We start from the raw sequence: 19,903 nt of genomic DNA on the forward strand, positions 1-19,903 counted from the left end.
ATGCGCTCATTATAGCGGTTTCTTTTCCTTTTGACAATTGAAAGTTGAGGGGAAGGCACTGCATGTTCTATTTATTGCGCAAATTTAACGAACGGTGATACACTGAGTTGAAAATTGGCTCCGAAGGAGGCGGTCAGGCGCGAATGTCCAAGATCCGGACCTTTTATCAAAATCATCTGAAGAAAAAAATGTTTAACAAGATCCTCCTATTCTACTCCATGGTCATGGTTCTCTTGTTTATTAGTGTCTCAATTCTGGCTTACCGTTATTATGAGCAGCGGCTCGTAAGGGAGCAGATGGATGCGAGTCTTCAGGAACTAGACATCATCAGCATCAGTCTGAATCAGCAGAACGAACGGATGTATGGCGCAGTTCAGCAGATTTATACGGATGCGATGATTGGAGATGATCTGAAGTATTTCTTGACTCATGAGTATGAGAACTTCCTCAAGTGGCGTCTGAATCAATATGCAAACAGCTACCGGACGGAGCGTAACAGCTTTGATTATCATTTACGCCTGCTGCTGAAGGAGGAAGCATCCATCTCGAACATCGTGCTGTACAGCTCGGACCAGGACTTTTATTACCTTCTGAACCGGGAAACGCAGCATTTTTACGATCAACCGACGTTATCCGCCGCACATCAGGACTGGTACGATCGGTTCCGGAATCAGCCTTGGCAGTATATGGGCAACGAGCCGCTGTTCGAGGGAAAAGCCGCCGGGGAATCAACACCTTACAGCTACGTGAATGTGCTCAAGGACCCTGTGACGCTGAAGGAATACGGTGCCATCCTGTTCGAACTCAATACAGGCCGTATTAAAGGGCTGCTGCGTGAAAAATTGAACAATACGAGCAGTCGGATAATGCTGATCACATCGCAGGGGCAAGTGATTTTTGACTCGCAGGGGCGTTACGATAATACCGTCTATCCGTATTGGAAGCAGATGACTAAGCCGGGGGATTGGGTGAATCTGGAGGAACGCTCCAAAGTACAATTGCTGAATATCGGGAATACCGGGATGGTCGCTGCTGCCATCATTCCGGAGTCTCAAATCGTACAGAGCCTTCAAACCTTACGTTTTAGCCTCACAGGGATCGTGATCTTATGCATCATTATCAGCATCTCAGTGACGTTCACCGTTATCCGCCGCTACTCCAAAAAAATCCACAGAATTGTCGTCTACATGCGGCGCTGGCAGGATGGCGATTTGAGCAAGCGGATCAAAATGGAGGGGGAGGACGAACTGCAGCAGATCTCGCAAAGCTTTAACTATATGTGTGACCGGCTGGAGTCCTATATCCAGACCGTCTACATCTCGGAGATCAAGCAGAAGAACGCACAGCTCGTGGCTCTGCAGGCGCAGATCAATCCGCATTTCCTGTACAATACGCTCGAGAGTATACGCATGAAGGCCATTAGTTCAGGGGCCAGGGATGTCGGTCAAATGATCTATATTCTCGCCACAATGTTCAGACATTTGATCAAAAAACAAACACATGTCACTTTGGCCGAAGAAATCGAGCTGTGCGGGATGTATTTGGCCTTGATCCAATACCGGTACGAGAACAAGCTGCAGGTGGAAACGAACATCGAGATGCCGGTCGCCGGAAGCATCGTGGTTAAGCTGCTGATTCAGCCGATTATCGAAAATTACATCGTTCACGGCTTTCGGGCGAATGACGACGATAACCGGATTTCCATAACGGCTGCAGAACAGGAGAGACACATCATTATTCGTGTGAAGGATAACGGAAAAGGCATTGCGCAAGAGAAATTGATAGAGCTGCGCAAGACGCTGCAAAGTGAGGGGGGAGCACCTTCGCTATCCAGTGATTCCCTGGGTCTAAAAAATGTACATGAACGCATTCGTTTGAATTATGGCAGCGAGTTTGGAATAAGGGTGATCAGTGAGCAGGACAAAGGCTGTGAGGTTATCATCGAAATTCCATTCACAAGGGAGGACTAACCGAATGAGGAACGTATTGCTGGTGGATGACGAGCCACTCATTGTCGAAGGAATGCAGTCCATCATCGATTGGAATGCGAATCATATGCAGATTGCAGATACAGCGCGCAATGGGGTGGAAGCGCTAGCAAAGCTGGACGGCTTATCCGTAGATCTGGTTATCACGGACATCATGATGCCCCAGATGACAGGACTTGAGCTGATCCGTGAGGTCAAAGTACGTAATCCCCTAACTAAGTTCATCATTCTGAGCGGTTACGAGGAATTCAATTATGTGCGGGAAGGCATTACGCTGGGTGTCGAGAACTATTTGCTCAAGCCGGTCAATATCGACGAATTGGAAGCGACGATTAAGCATATGCAGCATGATTGGGAGCGCGAGGAAATCAGACAAATCCAAATGGATCAGAGCTGGAGGATTCTGAGAAATAATATATTGCAGCGGTGGGCTAACGAAACCATTGATGCCAAAGAGTTCCGGGAGCGCGCGCAGCTGCTGGAAATCCCCCTGACCAAGTCAAATTACAGCGCTGCTGCGCTGCGAATCGTAACTGATCATGATCACGAGATGGATGATCCGCAGTTTTACAGACCCGTAATTGCCGAGCAGTGTGAAATCATAGGTAGAAACCAATTGCCACACGGCTGTGAGATCATCTGCTTCCCTGATCAGGAAGGGGATATCATCGTGCTGTTCGCTTCAACCGGCATGGAAGAAGAAGAATGGCAATATCATGCGCTTCGCGGGATGAAGCAGTGGATCGCGTCTGATACAGGCGCCTGTGTATGGGGCGTGAAAGGGCAGTCCGAGCAATCCTATCTGGGGTTTCCGCAAAGCTGCAAACAAGTGAAGCTGTGGCTTCAGAATCATTTGTTTGGCGATTCAGAGACTTTCATAGTGACACAGGACAACGGAAGAGAAGCCGATCCTGCATATGAGCAAAGGGAACCCGCTATGGATCAATTCCATAAGTTGCTCCGGGACGGGAAAAGTGTTGAGGTTGACCGGTTCATCGACGACTTTTTTGATGTTCAGGCAGAGGATGGGCACTCGGCAAGAACACCATTCTTCAACTCCGCAATCCAGCTTATGCTGGCGGCCAAGACTTTGGAAAAGACTCCGGATTACGGAGGCGTATTCGGTCCCTTATCCAGAATTCATACTCGCAGCGGGCTGAAGCGGCTGGTGAAAAGGGTGATCCATCAAACACTTGATACATACCATGCGACTGAAAGGGACTATAGCCCGCATGTGATGGCTGTACTGGATTTCGTAAAAAACACCTACAAAGAGGAGCTTTCGCTGAAGACGCTCAGCCAGAAACTGGACCTTCATCCCAACTATCTGGGGCAGTTGTTTCAACAGGAGGCAGGCACCAGCTTTTCCGATTATGTAAATCAGTACCGGATCGAACGTGCCACTCATCTGCTGCTGTACTCGGACAAAAAGACGGCGGAGGTGGCAACGGAGGTAGGCTATTGGGATACATCTTACTTTTACAGACAGTTCAAAAAATATGCCGGCGTTTCCCCGACAGAGCTGCGTTCGATGTATATGAAAAAGTAGGCCGTGACCTGCCGGTTCTAAAAAACACACCTTGCAGAGGTGTGTTTTTTTGTGAAATGAATGCGCTATCTTTAATTAATCCATCATTTTATTGTATTTTTCAACTATCTCGGCGGCTGCCCGGCTTTCATAATAAAGACAGGGGTGAACGGGAAGATCCAATACACCAAGTGAGCTGAAGTTTACCATTGTTGATTATAGGGGATGAACAGTGGATGAACTCAGCTACAAGTGAATAAAAGGAGGGACAGCCGTGCTAGGCATCTTGAAGAAACTGATGAAGAATAGGGCGTTTCTTCTGCTGGTATTGCCGGGAGCAGCGTGGTTTATTATTTTTGCATATTTGCCGATGTTTGGGACGATTATTGCCTTTAAGGATTTCCGGATTCATCCGGGAGGATTTCTTGAAAGCGTTTTAAAGAGCGAGTGGGTCGGTTTCAAAAACTTCGAGTTTCTGTTCTCAACTGATGACGCTTATATCATAACGCGCAATACGATTCTTTATAACGTCGGTTTGATCATGCTTGGACTGGTTCTCGCGGTTACGCTTGCCATCATTATGAATGAGCTGTTAAATAAACGGCTGGCGAAATTTTACCAAACCGCGATGTTTATGCCGTATTTCCTCTCATGGGTTATTATTAGCTATTTTGTATTCTCGTTCCTCAATGTAGAAAAGGGCGTGTTCAATCAGCTCCTTGTCTTCTTTGGCGAAGACCCGGTAAGTTGGTACAGCGAGACGAAATTTTGGCCGTATTTTCTTATCTTTCTGGGTCTCTGGAAAAATGCCGGATACGGGAGCGTCGTCTATCTTGCAGCAATCGCCGGCATTGACCGCTCTTATTATGAGGCAGCAATGATCGACGGCGCTACCAAATGGAATCAGATCAAGTTTATTACACTGCCGATGCTGAGGCCGCTGATGATCATTTTGACAGTTCTGGCACTCGGCGGCATCTTCCGCTCGGATTTCGGCTTATTCTACCAGGTTCCGCGGGATTCCGGTGCACTGTATCCGGTCACCAACGTTATCGACACATTCGTGTATCGAGGATTGACGATCATGGGTGATACAGGTATGAGTACGGCTACGGGCCTTTATCAATCCGTTGTCGGTTTGATTCTCGTTCTGCTCGCGAATTACGCTGTACGCAAAATTGAAAAGGATTATGCCGTATTCTAAAAAAATCGGCAAGGGGGTGCCTGCAATGAATGACTTAAACGAATCTATGGAGAGAACGTTGCTCTATGCTCCCAGGAAGAAGACCAGGGACATCAATGCGATTAGTCCATTATGGAATTTTATATTTAATGTGGGGGTGTGCTTATTCGCCCTATCCTGTATCTTCCCGTTTATTTTTATCATTATCATTTCCTTTACGGATGAGAAGACGTTGGCCATCGACGGATTCAGTATCCTGCCCAAGGTGCTCAGTCTGGACGCCTACCGGTTTCTGATGCGGTCCGGTGAACAAATGGTCCAATCCTTGGGCGTGACTCTGGCCGTGACAGTCATTGGAACAGTTCTGACGCTGTATCTCGTTTCTACATATGCGTACGCAATTTCACGTAAGAACTTTGAGCAGCGCCGGTTCTTCAGCTTTCTCGCTTTCTTCACCATGCTGTTCTCCGGGGGACTGGTCCCGGGATATATCGTCGTTACGCAAGTACTTCATTTGCGGGATTCCATCTGGGCGCTGATATTCCCATCCATTCTAAACGCATTCTATATTATCGTCATGCGCACCTTCTTTACGACGACTGTGCCGGATGCGATCATCGAATCGGCCAAGATCGACGGAGCAACCGAATTTGGCATCTACACACGTATTGTGCTGCCCATCTCGCTGCCGGGTATTGCGACTATCGGGCTTTTCAGTACACTTGGCTTCTGGAATGACTGGTTCAATGCGCTTCTGTATATTGATAATCCAAATTTAATTCCACTGCAAACACTTTTAATCCGGATTCAGAACAATATGGACTTCATCGTACAGAACAGCAGCCAGGTAGTATCTTACGACATTGCTGCGACCTTGCCGACAGAAACGGTCCGTATGGCGATGGTTGTGCTGGCTACGCTGCCAATCGCGCTGGCGTATCCGTTTTTTCAAAAGTATTTTATCCAAGGACTTACGATTGGTTCGGTTAAAGAATAAGTTGGATAAGTTGTAGCTGCCCGAACCAGGGCAGTAACAATAGATATTTATATTGATTAGGGGGAGACATATGAAGTCCAAGAAAATTGTATTGCTAATGGTTGTGTTTCTGTTTGCACTTGCTTCCATGTTGGCTGGCTGTGGCAGCAACAACACGAAGGAGAACAGTAATGGGAATACGCCGTCCGAGACCCAATCGGCTAGTCCAACGGAATCCGGCGACCAGACCGGGGATAAGCTGGACCCGGTGAAGCTCAAGGTATACCTGATCGGTGGTCCACAGCGTGACCTGCCTAAGATTCAAGAGGAAATGAATAAATATTTGACGGACAAAATCAACGCAACCGTCGACATCACAATGATTGACTGGGGCGACTACTCGAAACGGTTACCGGTTATCACTGCTTCCGGGGAGAATTACGATATCGCTTTCACCTCATCCTGGGCTTTTGACTACCTGCCGAACGCGACTCGGGGTGCGTTTTTGCCAATCAATGATTTGCTGGAAAAATACGGTCAGGATATCATAAAAGAGCTCGACCCGCGTTTCCTGACTGGATCGCAGGTGAATGGTAAAAATTATGCCGTGCCGGTGAACAAGGAACTGGCTTCGCAATGGGTATGGCGTTTTAACAAACAGTATGTCGACAAGTACAAGATGGATATTACAAAAATCCGCACCCTAGAGGATCTCGAACCTTATTTGAAACAAATCAAGGAAGGCGAGCCGGCTGACATTACACCACTGGCCGTACCAAAAGGCTTCAAGCCTTATATGCCGTTCGACTTCCTCCTGGGCGATGAGTTTCCGGTTGGTATGAATATGAATTCAACGGATGGCAAATACGTCAATATCCTTGAATCCGACGAACTGAAAAGCTCGCTCAAAACCATTCGCAAATACTATCAAGCCGGATATCTGCGCAAAGATGTTGCAACTCTGGAAGGCATTGATAACATCAAGACAGGCAAATGGTTTGCTGACCGCGAGCAAACGCAGCCTTATGCAGAATTGGGCTGGTCGAGAAGTGCGGGCTATGACATTGTGACCTCACCGATGCAGGATCCGGTTATCTTTACAGGCTCTGCAACCGGTTCTATGCACGCAATCTCGGCGAATTCCAAAAATCCGGAACGTGCGATGATGTTCTTGAACCTGCTCAATACGGACAAATATTTGCGCAATCTGATCAACTACGGTATCGAAGGCACGCATTATAAGAAGATCTCTGAAGACGTCATTGAAGATCTGCCGGCCATGAAAGACGGGTACCAGATGCCGGGATTTGCACTAGGCAATCTTTTCCTGACCTACAGCCACAAGGAAGACCCTGCGGATAAATGGGAAGCGTTCAAGGAGTTCAACAATTCCGCCAAGGTTGCTCCAAGCTTCGGCTTCAACTTCAACCCCGATCCAGTAAAGACCGAAGTAGCATCCATCTCGGCGATCGTAAAAGAATTCTATCCACCTATCATGACAGGTGCAGTCGACCCGGATGAACATCTGCCGAAGGCAATCTCCAAGATGAAGGCAGCCGGGCTGGACAAAGTCATAGCAGAAGCACAGAAGCAATACGACGAGTGGAAAGCAGCCAATAAATAAGGCTGGCATTAATCTACTATTCACAACACAGATTGATCAATTGGAGGAGGATGGCATGAAAAAGATAGGTGCAGGTTTTATCTTCTTAGTTATGATGTGCGCTGCATTATCCACTTCTGCGTTTGCAAAACAGCCTTATTCATCCTATTGGTTTCCAGAACAATTGCTTCAGTGGAGTCCGGCATCCGACCCGGATGCGGCATTCAACCGCAGTACAGTCCCGCTGCAGGACCGCTTTGTGGGAGCAGGGGTCAACTCGCATGCGACTAAAGCGCCGAAGGTTATGGCTTTATCGGCACTCAATTCGGGAACAAGTGGAGTACCCTCACAGGGCTCGGACAAATTCGGGGCAAACACGTTTACCTATTGGCAATATGTTGATAAACTGGTCTATTGGGGCGGCTCGGCCGGCGAAGGGATCATCGTGCCTCCAAGCGCCGATACGATCGACGCAGCTCATAAGAATGGCGTGCCGATCATCGGAACGGTGTTTTTCCCGCCAACGGTGTATGGCGGGAAATATGAATGGGTGAAGCAGATGCTTCAGCAGAACAGCGACGGCTCCTTTCCTGGCGCTGACAAGCTGATCCAGGTTGCGAAGCATTACGGATTTGACGGCTGGTTTATTAACCAGGAGACCGAGGGTGGAACGCCGGCTGATGCACAGAAAATGAAAGCTTTCCTGAGTTATCTTGAATCGCACAAGTCTACATCTATGCACATCGTATGGTACGATTCCATGACCAAAGAAGGCAGTATCAGTTGGCAGAATGCACTAAATGACAAAAATGCGATGTTCCTGCAGGACAATGGGAAGCAAATAACAGACAGCATGTTCCTGAACTTCTGGTGGAAGGATCTTAAAAGCTCGGCAGAGAAGGCCAAAAGCTTGGGCAGAAGTCCGTTTGACCTGTATGCAGGCATTGATGTTGAAGCCAAGGGTTACGATACGAAGGTGAACTGGAATCTGCTGTTCCCGGAAGGAGTGCCTGCAGTCACTTCTCTGGGTATTTACCGCCCGGACTGGGCTTTTAACAGCGCAGAGAGTATGGAGGATTTCTTCATCCGCGAGAACAAATTCTGGGTGGGTCCAAACGGAAATCCGGGTAATACCGCGAGCAGCCAGGCCTGGAAAGGAATCGCGAACGATGTTGTCGAAGCATCCCCGGTAAATGAGCTGCCCTTCATCACCAGCTTCAACACTGGAAGCGGACAGAAATATTATGTTCGAGGGAAGCAGGTGCGGGATAAGGGATGGAACAACCGGAGCCTGCAGGATGTCCTGCCGACATGGCGCTGGATCGCAGACAGCAAAGGAACACCGCTTACACCGGTACTCGATTGGTCCGATGCGTATTACGGCGGCAGCTCGCTGAAGGTATCAGGTGTGCTGAGCCATAACAATGCGACACAACTGAAGCTCTACAAGACAGATCTGAAAGTCGAAGCAAGTACGAAGCTATCGGTTACGTACAAAACGCAGAGCAAGCCGAGCCTGAAGGTTGGCCTTGCTTTCGCAGACCATCCCGGCCAATTTGTCTTCCTTAACGTGAAGGATAAGACATCACCAGGCTGGACTACAGAAACATTGAATTTGACCCCTTATAAAGGGAAAAAGATCGTGGCGTTGTCACTGTATTTTGACACCAAGGATACGATAAGTGATTATGCCATACAAATTGGCCAGCTCTCCATCCAAAATGCCAACGACCCGATTCAACCGCTCCCGGCGGTTCGCGAGCTTAAAGCCACTCAATCCGATTTCCGCAATGGAATCTATGGAGATGCCAGATTGCAGTGGAACCCGCTCGATCAGCAGGTGAAGCAGTACGAAATCTATCGTGTACTGCCGGATGGCAATGAGGTGCTAATGGGTGCAACGCCGAATCATGTGTTTTACGTCCCTGAGATGAGAAGAATAGACAAGGAAGCAGTCACGGTATTGAAGGTCGTTGCGGTCAATGGAAGATACGAGCAAGGTCAGGCCTCCAGCGTGAAGATCAGCTGGCCGGCTTATCCGAAGCCGGCTGCGGAGTTCAAGGCCGATCGGACGCTGGTGGCTCCAGGTGAGAGCGTAAACTTCACCGACCTGTCGACCGAAGTGACAGAAGGATGGTCATGGACCTTCGAAAGCGGAAGCCCGGCTGTCAGTACCTCGAAGAACCCGGTGGTAATGTTCAATCAGGAAGGCGTGTATAGCGTGACACTGACTGCAACCAACAGCTCGGGCCAAGACACAATGACGAAAAAGGCGCTCATCACCGTAAGCAAGGAAGCCGGTGCGGTGAAGAATCTGGCACTAGGCAAAACTGCAACAGCCGATCATGCCTGCGGGGAAAAGGAAGGAGCGCCTAATGCCGTAGATGGTAAAGTGACGGACAACAGCAAATGGTGCGCACTTGGCAATCTGCCTCACTGGCTTCAAGTCGATCTGGGCGCCGAGCATCAAATCAGTACCTTTGTCATCAAGCATGCTGAGAGCGGAGGAGAATGGTCCGGGTTTAATACCAGCGATTATACCATTCAGGTGAGCAGCGACGGTACGAACTGGGCCGATGCCGTCAAGGTCCAAGGAAACACGGAAGCCGAGACGACTGACGCGATTGCGCTAGTTAAAGCCCGCTATGTAAAATTAATCATTACTAAGCCCTCGCAGGGTGCCGATACAGCCGCGCGAATCTATGAGTTTGAAGTTAAGGGACTGTAATATTACACTTAAAATATCATCCTTATAATGAAGCAAATAAACCGCACGCCCTTCATAAGGCGTACGGTTTATTTGCATTGTCTATTGGATCACTTCATTCCGAAGAGAATTGGCTTCAAAAAGAAATCTTCCGGCCGACACTGGCCGGGGCTATATTACCAGCGTCAGCATCTTGTGCAATTTCTTGCGCCGTATTCCCGCCGGCGCGGGACAAAATGGTTACCAGTTCTTTGTATCGTTTTTCTGTGGTATACTGCAGCGGCGATTTTTGATAGACATCTTGCTGATTGGGATTCGCCCCCAATTTCAGCAAGAGTGAAGTGATCGTCGGATTGTTTTCGCCAATAGCGTAATGAAGCGGGGTTCTCCCCATATAATCGCCCTGATTTATATCAATGCCTTCCTGCGCAAGAAGAGTGATCATCGCCAGGCGTTCCTGCTCCGCATATGTATCCAAGGAAGTGATGTCTTCCAACATAATATCATTGTACGTTATGGCAAGACTGATCAAGTTCCGCCCCGTGCCATCTTGATAAGTTTTCTCTGCTCCATGTCTGATCAGCAGATGATAAATCGCATTTTTCGGGTACCATTTGAGGAGTTCTTCCATGAGATTACCGAGCTCCGTGGGACGTCCGTTTGCTTTTAAAATAGTGATATATGTATCCAGAATCCCAACTTTCCCCGTATTGACAGCCTGCATGATGGGAGAAGGAATCCATACCTTTTGAGAGTAAGGGTCACCCCCCGCTTCCACAATTTTGCGTACTAAAGCCGGATCTGCATCGTTCCGGTTGCAGGCATACAGTGCAATGTCCAGAGAGCGAACGTTGGATTTCGGCAAAATTAGCTCGATGAGTTTCTCATTACGGTTGATGATCGAGTAACTTAAGGCTGTTTCATTTTCCGAATCTTCCGCATTGACATCGGCGCCCGCGCTGATTAGATATTCGACAAGAGCCGCTTTGTTTTCGGAGGCGGCCACCAAGAGGGCGTTTTTTTTGTTGCGGTGCTTCGTTTCCAGGTCATAGCCCTGCTGCACGAAGGAGGCTACGGTTTCAACTTTTGCCTGCTTGACTGCCTCAAGAAAGGCCCGCTTCTCATCCTTTGAAAATTCACGCTTTGTGATGATGCCTTGTGGAGCTGTAGCTGGCGAAGACACGGGCTGGACTGTTGCCGGGTTAGACTCGTATTTGATGCCCAGATAATGAAGCATTAGCACAAGAAAAGCTTCACCTTGAGCTATGCTACAATTGAGGTGACCCGTAAATTCTTCGACGAGTTGCTCGAACTCGCTTTGGGTTAAATTACTGTTTTGACGGACAAAAATTCTCTGAAACGTTTCGCTTCGGGTAATTCGTAGTAAGTCCCCGGCCGCTTGACGGTTAAAATCTTCAATCGTGAGTATCGCCATGATGCCCTCAGCCCGAGATCAGTCCCTTAAAATGAAAGTGTGGTCAATTACCGAAGGCTGGATAAGCAAAGATACGGGGAAACGGCTGGAAGTAACAGACCCTGTAGAAGCGCTTAATGCGGTGAGGGACGGCGAGGATTCGAGTCTCTACGTGTTTCTCAGCTTTCATTTCTATCTGGGGAGTCCCGAAGTGCTGCAAAAGATTATGGATCTTATCACGATCGCCAAAAGCTGCGGCCGCCATCTTGTGTTTCTCTCCTGTCGCGTAGACCTTCCCCCAGAAATTGAAAAAGAAATTACACTAATCGATATTTCTCTACCCAAAATAGATGAGTTATCCTCAGTACTGGACAGTGTTCTAGAATCCGTTCCTCAATCTATTCAGATAGATGATCGCAAGGCACTGTTGGAAAATGCACTGGGCCTCACTTGCGCGGAGGCGGAAAATGTTTTCGCTCTGTCACTTGTGCGCTACAAAAGCTTTTCGACCGACGCGATTCGCAACGTCCAGCTTGAAAAATCAAATGTCATACGAAAGTCGGGGCTGCTCGAGTTCATACCGGCAGAGCTTACAACGGAAGAAATCGGCGGTCTGGATTTGCTCAAAACATGGCTGTCTGAGAGAAAGCGGGCTTTTTCCGAGGAAGCTCAAGCCTTCGGTTTGCCAAACCCAAAAGGAGTTCTGGTTGTAGGCGTGCCCGGCAGCGGCAAATCTCTTTCAGCCAAAGCTATTTCGAGCGCTTGGAACTTGCCACTGCTGCGCTTCGATATCGGGAAGGTATTCGGAAGCCTTGTAGGGCAGTCCGAGGAGCAGATGAGACGGGCGCTGAATTTGGCCGAGACGATATCGCCTTGCATTTTATGGATCGATGAACTGGAGAAAGGGATGGCCGGACTGCAGACATCGGGCTCCTCAGATTCCGGTGTAACGGCGCGTGTACTTGGAACCTTCCTCACATGGATGCAAGAAAAATCGCGGCCCGTTTTTGTATTCGCCACGGCGAATAACGTGAACGCCCTGCCCCCTGAAATGTTGCGGAAAGGGCGGTTCGATGAACTGTTTTATGTAGATCTGCCCAACGAGCTAGAACGAAAGGATATTCTTCGCATTCATCTGAAAAAACGCAGGCGGAATCCGGACGCTTTCGATCTGGGACAGCTTGCCCGGGAAAGCGACGGTTTTGGTGGAGCCGAGATTGAGCAGGCAATCGTGTCCGGGCTCTATCGAGCTTTCAGTGAACATCGCGATTTGCAGACGGGTGACATCTTGGAAGCATATCGGGCAACCAAACCACTTTCGCAAATCATGAAGTCGCATGTCGAGCGTATCCGGGAATGGGGCATGGCGAATGCGCGTCCAGCCTCATCTAGCATGATAGAGATAAACGGCGACGATAATAAAAGACGCTTATTTATTTAAGCGGAGTTAGGAGGAACTGGTGTCACATTTCACAACTTTGCAGACAATCATTAAAAATATCGAGGCGGTCCGTATGGCGTGCCGGGAACTCGGATTAGAACTTGTGCAAGAAGGCCAGGCGCGGGGCTATGGGGGACGAACGATTAACGGAGATTATGTCATCAAATGCAAAGGACCGTATGACGTTGTTTTGAATAAGCAGCAGGACGGCCACTACGGGATTATCACCGACTGGTATCAGGGAAATGTGGCCAAAGAAATCGGTGAGGGTGGAGGCCGCCTTCTGCAAACATACGGTGTAGTTCTAGCCACTATGGAGGCCCGCAAATTGGGTTATTCGGTAACCAGCCAATCCATGCCCGACGGGTCGGTGAAAGTGGTGTTAACTCAAGCAGTATCAGGCGGAGGAGGGGAGCTGTGAAATGAAGCAGATTATCATAACGGTCGGACCCGACGGTTCCGTTTCGATCGAGGCTCAGAACTATAAGGGTACTGAATGCGACGCCGCGACCCGGCCATTCGAGCTTGCATTAGGACAGATAACGAAAAAACAGCGAAAGCCGGAATTTTATTCTGCGAAGCATGGAACTATGAACAAGTACGAAAAACTTTTATGAATAGTAGATCACCATTTAATGAATCAGTTCAGGACACCGAAATTCAGCTCCTGCTTCATACTAGTGTCACTCCTTACTCCCTGGTGAACGGCCCGGGGTTGCGTTCGGTCATACATATGCAGGGTTGTACCCTCGCTTGCATTGGGTGTTTTAATCCGGCTTCTCACCAACCAGGAATCGGTATCAAAATGAACATTGATGAGATCTGCAAGAGTATTCCAAATGACGTGGAAGGCATAACCGTAAGCGGCGGGGAGCCTTTTCAACAACAGGATGGCTTGCTGCTACTGCTCAAGAAGCTACGTCAACATGGATATTCCATCATCGTGTTCAGCGGGTATACCCAAGAGGAAATTTCCAAGTTGCCGAAAGGGAATAGTATTATGGAGTATATCGATGTGCTGATCGACGGCCGCTATGAGGCAGACCAGTCAGCTGATATAGGTCTGCGAGGGAGTAATAATCAGGTAATCCACCTTTTGACGGACCGTTATCGGATGGAGGATCTGCAGGTTCGCCGGACAGAGCTAACTTTCCTGCAAGATGGCACAGCTACGTTGGCAGGGTTTCCAAGCAGGGCGTTACGAAAGGTTTTTCGGCAAATAAAATAAGACGAATAATGAACTAAACGACCTGCAGGAGCCACGGTCGCCCAATATTTTGCGATCTGACAGGTATACTCTGATCTCGTCTTAGATATCTCCCAAGGAATCATCAAGCCTTCTACTGCGTTTGATACAGCGCATTATCCGCCGTCCGTCATGGCGACGTACCATGCTCGCGACTATCGAGATGCACTTAACCGAATGGCCCGGTACAAGCAGTTGTGTTATCCTGTGAGCTTACAGATTACCGGGGAAGGCGAAAGTTGATATCGTGGATATTAATCAACGTGAAGCTTTATTCAAGAAGTACCCCAGTGTGGATGTTTTAGAAAACAATATGGGTATTTACGAAATCATGCGATAAGAGGATGTTGACGATGAGGTATGGGAGAAATACTTCCGTACGAATGTTCTCGTCGCAAACAGATGTTCTAAATTTTATCTTACTAAGATGTAAAAACGATTATGGCCGCATTATCTTTATTGCGAGCGAAGAAGCCATCATGATTTCCGGCCAAATGCCTCAGTATTGCATGACCAAATCGATGATATTATCCTTGTCCAAAATTTTATCTAAACTAACGATAGAACGGAAGTTACCGTCAACACGATTATGCCGGGACCCACGTCTCCGAGAATGTCCATCAAATCATTGATAGCATTTACCCCAATGAAGAGATTACTTTTGCGGAAAAAGAGAAGAAATTCATGGCCAAAAACCTGCCTCAATCTGAAATCCAGCGTTTTATCAGGCTGCACGAGATAGGCAGACTAGCCGCGTTTGTATGCAGTCCAGATGCCTCCGCGTTTAAGGGTTCTCCAATCCGAATGGATGGGGGAATGGTGCCGACGATTTTCTAACCTTTATTATTATTGCTAGGTGCATGAGCTTGCTCTTAATGGGTAGTTCATGCGTCTTTTTCAATTTTATAAAACCGATATTTAATATTTTCATATCTCCAAGTAATTCAAAACTCCACGTCTTTCAAGAAACATTTCACTTATCGCACGGGAGTAAGAATTTTTGGGTTGTTTAACAAGCAGGATAGTTCTGTATTTTCGCGAATACTCTAAAGATGGACTTTTTTACGAAGTTCGCAAATAAAAAACAGGGGAATAATTATGCTAAATAAACAAAGAAACATACTAAATAAAATAATGGGTAAAAAGAATCTATTAGCGATAGGGGTTAATAGTTACAGTGATATTAATTTCGGAGATCTAAAAAGGGCATGTGGGGATGCTACTGCTGTATTCAAAACGTTTGAAAATGTATTGAATTTAAATTTAGACGTTTCCAATAGTAAACTACTTATTTCAGATGGAAAGAACGACGAAGCAACAAAAGCAAACATTCTGGAGGAAATTGAAACAATCTCAAAAAGCACATCTTATGACGAAAATATTGTTCTCTATTTCAGCGGACATGGACATAGAATCAACGACAAGAATTTTATTGTCCCCTCCGATTCAATTAGTGCAACGGAAGAAGAGTTAATAGAAATAAAGAAAATCATAGAAATTATTGATAAGTGTAATTGTAGACATAAGCTGGTTATCATCGATGCATGTTTTAGTGGTGTTGTGGATTCGGGAAGAAAAGGAATAGGAGATTATAATTTCAAGAATATTAAAGACTACATGGAAGAGTCTCATTCTTTAACTTTAATTACTTCAAGTGGGAAAGATGAACCTTCGTATGAGATATCTCCTAATAATGATCAATATAGTTTGTTTACCACTTTTCTAATTGATGCATTAGAGGGGAAAACGGAAAGTTTGATAAATGGCTATCTAACTGTCCAAGGGATGTACGATTATATTTTTGATCGTGTCAGGAAAGTGGGCAGAGAGGATCGGGAAGTGAGACAAAGGCCAAATCTTTCAATGAATTCTAATGGGGATATTGTCTTGGGAATTTATGATGCAATGATATTCAAAGATGATAGTGATCTTGACAATTACAGCGTAATACAAATAAGAGAAGAAGAAGACTTATTTAATAAAATTGAGAAGAATATGAAGATTAGAATTTCTGATGCTTTGTGGGCGGATACCAAATGCGCAATTAGTGAGTTGATTATGAATGGTTTTGAACATGAAAAATCTAACGATATTAACATTAACATCTCATCACAAAAAATTGTTTTAAATATTAAAGGAAATATGTTTGATAGTATTACCATGTCAAAAAGTGCAAATGAAAATGGTTTAAAGTTTGTAAATGATTATATTAATAAATATCAAAAAGACTTGACAATCGAATATGCATATAAAAAAGACAATAATATAATTACATTTAATTTCGGTGATAAACATGCTTTTTTTATCAAAGGGATATGTGTGGTTGAAGTGGAAAGTATCGGGTTTAGGAAATATACATCTAAAGATATCATTATGCCAATTGGAGTTTGTAAAAAATACTACTATTATATTGAAAGACAGCATATGGCCATGAGCAAAACTCGTTCTGCTGTATCTGCAATACTTGAAAATTTACCAGAAGAAAGTATTCTGATTGTCTATGATAGAAATGTAATATCAGGGAGCATGAGTTTTTCTGATTATATTGCTAATGAGAGAGTGATTTACAGGGGGGAATCCCAGAGATAAGACCTTCCTGAAAGAGCGAAAATCAACGGCCAAGTTCGTGATTATCAAAATTTTTAGAATATGGAGATGGTGCAAATGTTAGATCAGCGAGTGTACGTCCGGTTCACGGAGGAAGCGGACGCCGAACAATTGACAGCAATGTTCAAGCGCAATCGGGAGTTTTTTGAGAAGTTCTCACCAACCAACCCGGATGAGTTCTATACAGAGGAGCAGCAGCTCCAAATGATTAAGAAGAGTAAGGCCGACAGAGCGGAGGACCGGAAATATGACTTCATAGTATGCCACAAGGAGGACGACCGGATTATTGGCAACGTAGGGCTGTCCTTTGTAGTGCGGGGCCCGCTTCAGTGCTGCATGATCGGATACTGCCTGGACCAGGATTATAACGGCAAGGGCTATATGACGGAGGCTGTGAAGCAGGTGGTGCGCTATGCCTTCGAGGAGCTGAAGTTTCACCGGATCACAGGGGAAGCCTCTCCCCGGAATCCCGGATCCATGCGCGTGCTTGAGAATGCCGGGTTCCACAAAGAAGGCATCGCTCAAAGCAATGTAAAGATCAATGGGGTATGGGAGGATCATCAAGTTCTGGCCATTATCAATCCCTCAGAGCGCAGCTAGACATTACGCAGCTAACTTGAACAATTATATAATCGACCTTGATTGGCTTTGTGCCTTTCAAGGTTTTTTTCAACAATCCATTATAAATAAAAAAATTATCGTATCATATCTTCGTCACTTCCTTCCGAAAGTAAATAGAAAGACTTTATTCAAAGTGTGATACATTTGTTTGACTATTATAAACAACAAAGAGCTTATTTGACATCAGAAGGAGCTGGCTAATTTATGGATCAAATCATTGTATTCAAACTCGGAAATGAAGACTTTGGACTCGATATCAATACTATCGGGGAAATCCAAGATTCTAAAAAATCCACACCGCTTCTATTCGCCGAACCTTGGCACGAAGGATTCGCAACTATTTACGGAGAACTCTACACTGTCATTAACCTGAGAATAAAGCTGAATATTTCTCGTCAGGAACGCCGTGAACAAGACAAGTTCATCATCTTGCATACACATAAATTAGCTTTTGTTGTTGATTCTGTTGAAGACATTGCCTCCGCTGCTGATTCTGTGGTTCATGAACCACCTGATAATCCCAATAAGCAAGTGATCGAGTGTAGGTATGAATCCAAGAATCGTATGATTTCGGTCTTAAATGTCCAAGCACTCATTGATTCAACACTTCTTAAGGCAAGTGAGTAACGATATTCATACAATTTTCTGCTGAAGTAAGGGAAAGATCAAATTAAGTAGACTATTTATTTCATTTTGGACGTCCTAAGCAGTTAAGGGACGTCTTTTCTTCGTATACGGGACCTCCAACCACGCTGGCTTCAAAACCTGTTGCCGATCAATTTATAGGAACCCAGCATATAACTGGGTCTCGCGCCTAATTGTTCTGCTTAGGAGGAGAGGCTATGATAGAAAGTAACTTATAACAGCACTAAATAAAGGAGCACGTTATGGAAATGGATTCCACGTTAGAAACGATTCTGGACGAAATGAAACAGGAGATTGACAATTGGATAGCCTATATTAGCAATAAGGACGCAGAAAAAATCATAAAACGTACCAAGCTGCAGGTGGGAATTCACGGTCATGCTCTGCTCGAATATGCCAAGGGCAGGGTTGACGTGACGGATGATGAGCTCAATCTCACTTTGCCTGGAGGTAAGGCCATCCCCGGCGAGTTGCTGAGCGAGGAACAAGTGCGAGAGCAGTTCGTTCCTGAGCTTGCTTCTTATATGCAGCATAAATTGAATGCGCTGCCTTCGGCGTTAATCGATTATCAATTTACTTTTGACGGCAAGTTTCGGACGCGGGAGGGCGGAGTCAACATTCGTATTCTCGAATTCGTTGACGAGACGAAGAAGCAACAATTGCTGGAACGAATCTCCATCTATATTGCGGATAAGCTCGAAGCGGGAAAGTATCCGACCAAACCTTTGGAGACATTTTTCCTTTCCAGACACCTGTTGGACGAGGGACTGTTCCCTGACACAGATCCCGGTGTAATCATTTCTATTTTCGAGAACATTCAACAAGTGAATAAAGGGAACAAGCATCTTGCTGAGCATCGGAATAATGTTACCGGGGCTTTGAGGAATTGGGTAGAGAGTCATTGGTTGCCCTGTTATTTCGATAATATAGGGACACAGTGGCAGAAAGAATATAAGAAAAGAAGCGATGCCCGGCTGGAAAATACGGAGCAAGGTGCGATCGAGCTGGCCCTCTATGCTGCAATCCTGATTCTTAAATACGAACCTTCCTATAGTAGAAGTGTGGGGCTGGCCATTTTGAATTGCGCTATCGAATTGGGAAGCGCCCAGGCAAAACGTCTGACAAAGGAAGGCAGTGGAACGTTCTCCAAGGAGGACGTCAGCTTTCGCGATGAACTGGCGGAGTGCACGGCCAACGATGTGTTTGCCGAGGTGACCATAGCCATTAAGCAAGAAACGGAGGAGAGCTACGCGCGGGCACTCCGGTTTCTGACTCACTTGCTAAGCCTGGGCTTCCCGAAAAGCTATCAAATCAAGCTGAAATCAAGCGTCAAGCAATGGCTGCCGATGAAAGGATTGGCCAAGTCGAGCACGCACCGATTCTTTGCCAACGCCCTGGAATATCCGAATTTGCACCCCTTGCTGGAGGAGTACGCCCGGGTGGCGATGGAACCATTCGAATGGTATGCGGATACGGAAGGCGAAAAAAATTGCATGCCGGGCAGTTATGCGGTCTTCGGCCTTGGACTCACGAATCGGGTTTATTTTCCATTAGTAGAACAATACATGGGGATGGTTGACGAAGAACACCAGTCCGTTCAGAATCACTTCACAGTCGCGTTGGCCGAACGGCATGGCATTCACTTGGAGACAATTCCTACGTTGGTGAAATGCATGCTGCATAGCACGGATTCGATGAAGCTGAAGATCCAAACTGATATGGAAGATGAGGCTCATCTCCGGCTGCTGCTCGATCAAGCACACGGTCTTCAGTACTATGAGGTGGAGCATATCGTTTATTTGATCTGGGGCGGAACGGACAAACTGAAGAAGATAGCCGCCAAAGCCGAAGGGGATCGGGGAAAATGGCTTTCCGAGCTGGCACAAGCCACCCGCCGCGGTTAGCCTTGGCGATCATCCTGCGAAGTATTTTCTAAATAAGCGT

At 46.5% G+C, this 19,903-nt stretch carries 15 protein-coding genes and 2 pseudogenes; 16 read left to right on the forward strand and 1 reads right to left on the reverse strand.

Annotated features, from left to right (window positions below; genetic code table 11):
• The first annotated feature begins 143 nt into the window (after nucleotides 1-143).
• From ACQ76X_RS32145 to ACQ76X_RS32170, 6 genes are all read left to right on the forward strand, one after another.
• A complete protein-coding gene (locus ACQ76X_RS32145; protein WP_438497832.1) occupies nucleotides 144-1,970 on the forward strand; it encodes a sensor histidine kinase in 1,827 nt (608 codons plus the stop codon).
• Between the two features lie 4 nt (nucleotides 1,971-1,974).
• Entirely contained in the window at nucleotides 1,975-3,537 is a 1,563-nt protein-coding gene (locus tag ACQ76X_RS32150) for a response regulator transcription factor (RefSeq protein WP_438497833.1), read from the forward strand.
• Nucleotides 3,538-3,790: 253 nt separating this feature from the next.
• Nucleotides 3,791-4,720 carry an ABC transporter permease gene (locus ACQ76X_RS32155; protein ID WP_038592086.1) on the forward strand — a complete coding sequence of 310 codons (930 nt, stop codon included), beginning with the start codon at nucleotides 3,791-3,793 and terminating at the stop codon, nucleotides 4,718-4,720.
• 25 nt (nucleotides 4,721-4,745) lie between these two features.
• Nucleotides 4,746-5,696: a carbohydrate ABC transporter permease gene (locus ACQ76X_RS32160; RefSeq protein WP_438497834.1), complete on the forward strand. Its 951-nt coding sequence runs from the start codon at nucleotides 4,746-4,748 to the stop codon at nucleotides 5,694-5,696.
• A gap of 70 nt (nucleotides 5,697-5,766) precedes the next feature.
• Nucleotides 5,767-7,299, forward strand: coding sequence for an ABC transporter substrate-binding protein (locus ACQ76X_RS32165; protein ID WP_438497835.1), 1,533 nt, complete (start codon nucleotides 5,767-5,769; stop codon nucleotides 7,297-7,299).
• Between the two features lie 55 nt (nucleotides 7,300-7,354).
• Nucleotides 7,355-10,006, forward strand: coding sequence for an endo-beta-N-acetylglucosaminidase (locus tag ACQ76X_RS32170; protein WP_438497836.1), 2,652 nt, complete (start codon nucleotides 7,355-7,357; stop codon nucleotides 10,004-10,006).
• 115 nt (nucleotides 10,007-10,121) lie between these two features.
• Here the strand turns inward: ACQ76X_RS32170 and ACQ76X_RS32175 are convergent, their stop codons facing one another.
• On the reverse strand, nucleotides 10,122-11,420 hold the full coding sequence (locus ACQ76X_RS32175; RefSeq protein ID WP_438497837.1) for an ankyrin repeat domain-containing protein: 1,299 nt from the start codon (nucleotides 11,418-11,420) through the stop codon (nucleotides 10,122-10,124).
• Nucleotides 11,421-11,451: 31 nt separating this feature from the next.
• Between ACQ76X_RS32175 and ACQ76X_RS32180 the strand changes: the two genes are divergently transcribed.
• The 10 genes and pseudogenes from ACQ76X_RS32180 to ACQ76X_RS32225 all read left to right on the forward strand — a co-directional run bounded on the left by ACQ76X_RS32180 (nucleotide 11,452) and on the right by ACQ76X_RS32225 (nucleotide 19,863).
• Complete coding sequence (locus ACQ76X_RS32180; protein WP_438497839.1) at nucleotides 11,452-12,840, forward strand: AAA family ATPase; 1,389 nt, start codon at nucleotides 11,452-11,454, stop codon at nucleotides 12,838-12,840.
• A 19-nt stretch (nucleotides 12,841-12,859) separates the two neighbouring features.
• Entirely contained in the window at nucleotides 12,860-13,261 is a 402-nt protein-coding gene (locus ACQ76X_RS32185) for a DUF1257 domain-containing protein (RefSeq protein WP_438497840.1), read from the forward strand.
• Nucleotide 13,262: 1 nt separating this feature from the next.
• The gene (locus tag ACQ76X_RS32190) at nucleotides 13,263-13,457 is read left to right on the forward strand and encodes a DUF2997 domain-containing protein (RefSeq protein WP_438497841.1); all 195 of its coding nucleotides are present in this window, start codon (nucleotides 13,263-13,265) and stop codon (nucleotides 13,455-13,457) included.
• Nucleotides 13,454-14,068, forward strand: coding sequence for a 4Fe-4S single cluster domain-containing protein (locus ACQ76X_RS32195; RefSeq protein ID WP_438497843.1), 615 nt, complete (start codon nucleotides 13,454-13,456; stop codon nucleotides 14,066-14,068). The genes ACQ76X_RS32190 and ACQ76X_RS32195 overlap by 4 nt, the downstream gene beginning before the upstream one ends.
• Before the next feature lie 33 nt (nucleotides 14,069-14,101).
• A pseudogene (locus tag ACQ76X_RS32200) lies at nucleotides 14,102-14,323 on the forward strand (AraC family transcriptional regulator); the annotation flags it as partial.
• Nucleotides 14,310-14,923: pseudogene (locus ACQ76X_RS32205) on the forward strand (SDR family NAD(P)-dependent oxidoreductase); the annotation flags it as partial. The pseudogenes ACQ76X_RS32200 and ACQ76X_RS32205, both read left to right, overlap by 14 nt.
• A 261-nt stretch (nucleotides 14,924-15,184) precedes the next feature.
• Nucleotides 15,185-16,675, forward strand: coding sequence for a caspase family protein (locus ACQ76X_RS32210; protein ID WP_438497845.1), 1,491 nt, complete (start codon nucleotides 15,185-15,187; stop codon nucleotides 16,673-16,675).
• A 75-nt stretch (nucleotides 16,676-16,750) separates the two neighbouring features.
• On the forward strand, nucleotides 16,751-17,293 hold the full coding sequence (locus ACQ76X_RS32215) for a GNAT family N-acetyltransferase (protein ID WP_438497847.1): 543 nt from the start codon (nucleotides 16,751-16,753) through the stop codon (nucleotides 17,291-17,293).
• Nucleotides 17,294-17,518: 225 nt separating this feature from the next.
• Nucleotides 17,519-17,941, forward strand: a complete 423-nt coding sequence (locus ACQ76X_RS32220; RefSeq protein ID WP_076112872.1) for a chemotaxis protein CheW — start codon at nucleotides 17,519-17,521, stop codon at nucleotides 17,939-17,941.
• A gap of 266 nt (nucleotides 17,942-18,207) precedes the next feature.
• Complete coding sequence (locus tag ACQ76X_RS32225; protein WP_438497848.1) at nucleotides 18,208-19,863, forward strand: DUF6138 family protein; 1,656 nt, start codon at nucleotides 18,208-18,210, stop codon at nucleotides 19,861-19,863.
• Nucleotides 19,864-19,903 lie beyond the last annotated feature (40 nt).

This window comes from Paenibacillus sp. IHBB 3054, from assembly GCF_051594305.1.
In the GTDB taxonomy this organism is placed as follows: Bacteria; Bacillota; Bacilli; order Paenibacillales; family Paenibacillaceae; genus Paenibacillus_AQ.

Coding starts and splice junctions, on each gene's coding strand:
- ACQ76X_RS32165 (WP_438497835.1), top strand. CDS start 5,767: ATGAAGTCCAAGAAAATTGTATTGCTAATGGTTGTGTTTCTGTTTGCA.
- ACQ76X_RS32195 (WP_438497843.1), top strand. CDS start 13,454: ATGAATAGTAGATCACCATTTAATGAATCAGTTCAGGACACCGAAATT.
- ACQ76X_RS32220 (WP_076112872.1), top strand. CDS start 17,519: ATGGATCAAATCATTGTATTCAAACTCGGAAATGAAGACTTTGGACTC.
- ACQ76X_RS32175 (WP_438497837.1), bottom strand. CDS start 11,420: ATGGCGATACTCACGATTGAAGATTTTAACCGTCAAGCGGCCGGGGAC.
- ACQ76X_RS32190 (WP_438497841.1), top strand. CDS start 13,263: ATGAAGCAGATTATCATAACGGTCGGACCCGACGGTTCCGTTTCGATC.
- ACQ76X_RS32160 (WP_438497834.1), top strand. CDS start 4,746: ATGAATGACTTAAACGAATCTATGGAGAGAACGTTGCTCTATGCTCCC.
- ACQ76X_RS32170 (WP_438497836.1), top strand. CDS start 7,355: ATGAAAAAGATAGGTGCAGGTTTTATCTTCTTAGTTATGATGTGCGCT.
- ACQ76X_RS32145 (WP_438497832.1), top strand. CDS start 144: ATGTCCAAGATCCGGACCTTTTATCAAAATCATCTGAAGAAAAAAATG.
- ACQ76X_RS32215 (WP_438497847.1), top strand. CDS start 16,751: ATGTTAGATCAGCGAGTGTACGTCCGGTTCACGGAGGAAGCGGACGCC.
- ACQ76X_RS32225 (WP_438497848.1), top strand. CDS start 18,208: ATGGATTCCACGTTAGAAACGATTCTGGACGAAATGAAACAGGAGATT.
- ACQ76X_RS32150 (WP_438497833.1), top strand. CDS start 1,975: ATGAGGAACGTATTGCTGGTGGATGACGAGCCACTCATTGTCGAAGGA.
- ACQ76X_RS32210 (WP_438497845.1), top strand. CDS start 15,185: ATGCTAAATAAACAAAGAAACATACTAAATAAAATAATGGGTAAAAAG.
- ACQ76X_RS32180 (WP_438497839.1), top strand. CDS start 11,452: ATGAAAGTGTGGTCAATTACCGAAGGCTGGATAAGCAAAGATACGGGG.